Raw genomic sequence first — 308 nt, 5'->3', positions numbered from 1 at the left:
CGTGCACAGCTTGGCGTACAGATCTGGCGGGCAGCCGGGAGGCAGGCTGCCCGAGAATACGACCCAAGCCGAGTCTGCGGCAAGGGTCGTGATTTTGCGCCGCAGCGCGGCGAGCTCCAGCGGTCCGATGGTCGGACCGCTCTCGATGAGCTCGGTCTGCGTGTGCGCAGACGGGTCGAGCACAGTAATGGCGAGACGGGTTTCCCCGTGAGCCGCTTCGATGAAATCGACGCTCACGCCTTCCGCGCTCAGCCCGTCGGTGAGCAGCCGTCCGGTGTGTCCGGCGACAAACCCGGTCGCCCGCACAG

Annotated in this window: 1 pseudogene; it reads right to left on the bottom strand. The window is 67.2% G+C overall.

Going from position 1 to position 308, the window contains the following annotated elements:
- A pseudogene (locus WG8_RS23525) lies at window positions 1-308 on the bottom strand (PfkB family carbohydrate kinase); the annotation flags it as partial.

It is taken from the genome of Paenibacillus sp. Aloe-11, assembly GCF_000245715.1.
Lineage (GTDB): Bacteria > Bacillota > Bacilli > Paenibacillales > Paenibacillaceae > Paenibacillus > Paenibacillus kribbensis.
The sequence above is the reverse complement of the archived record's forward strand: the minus strand, read 5'-3'. Positions and strand labels throughout refer to the sequence as shown.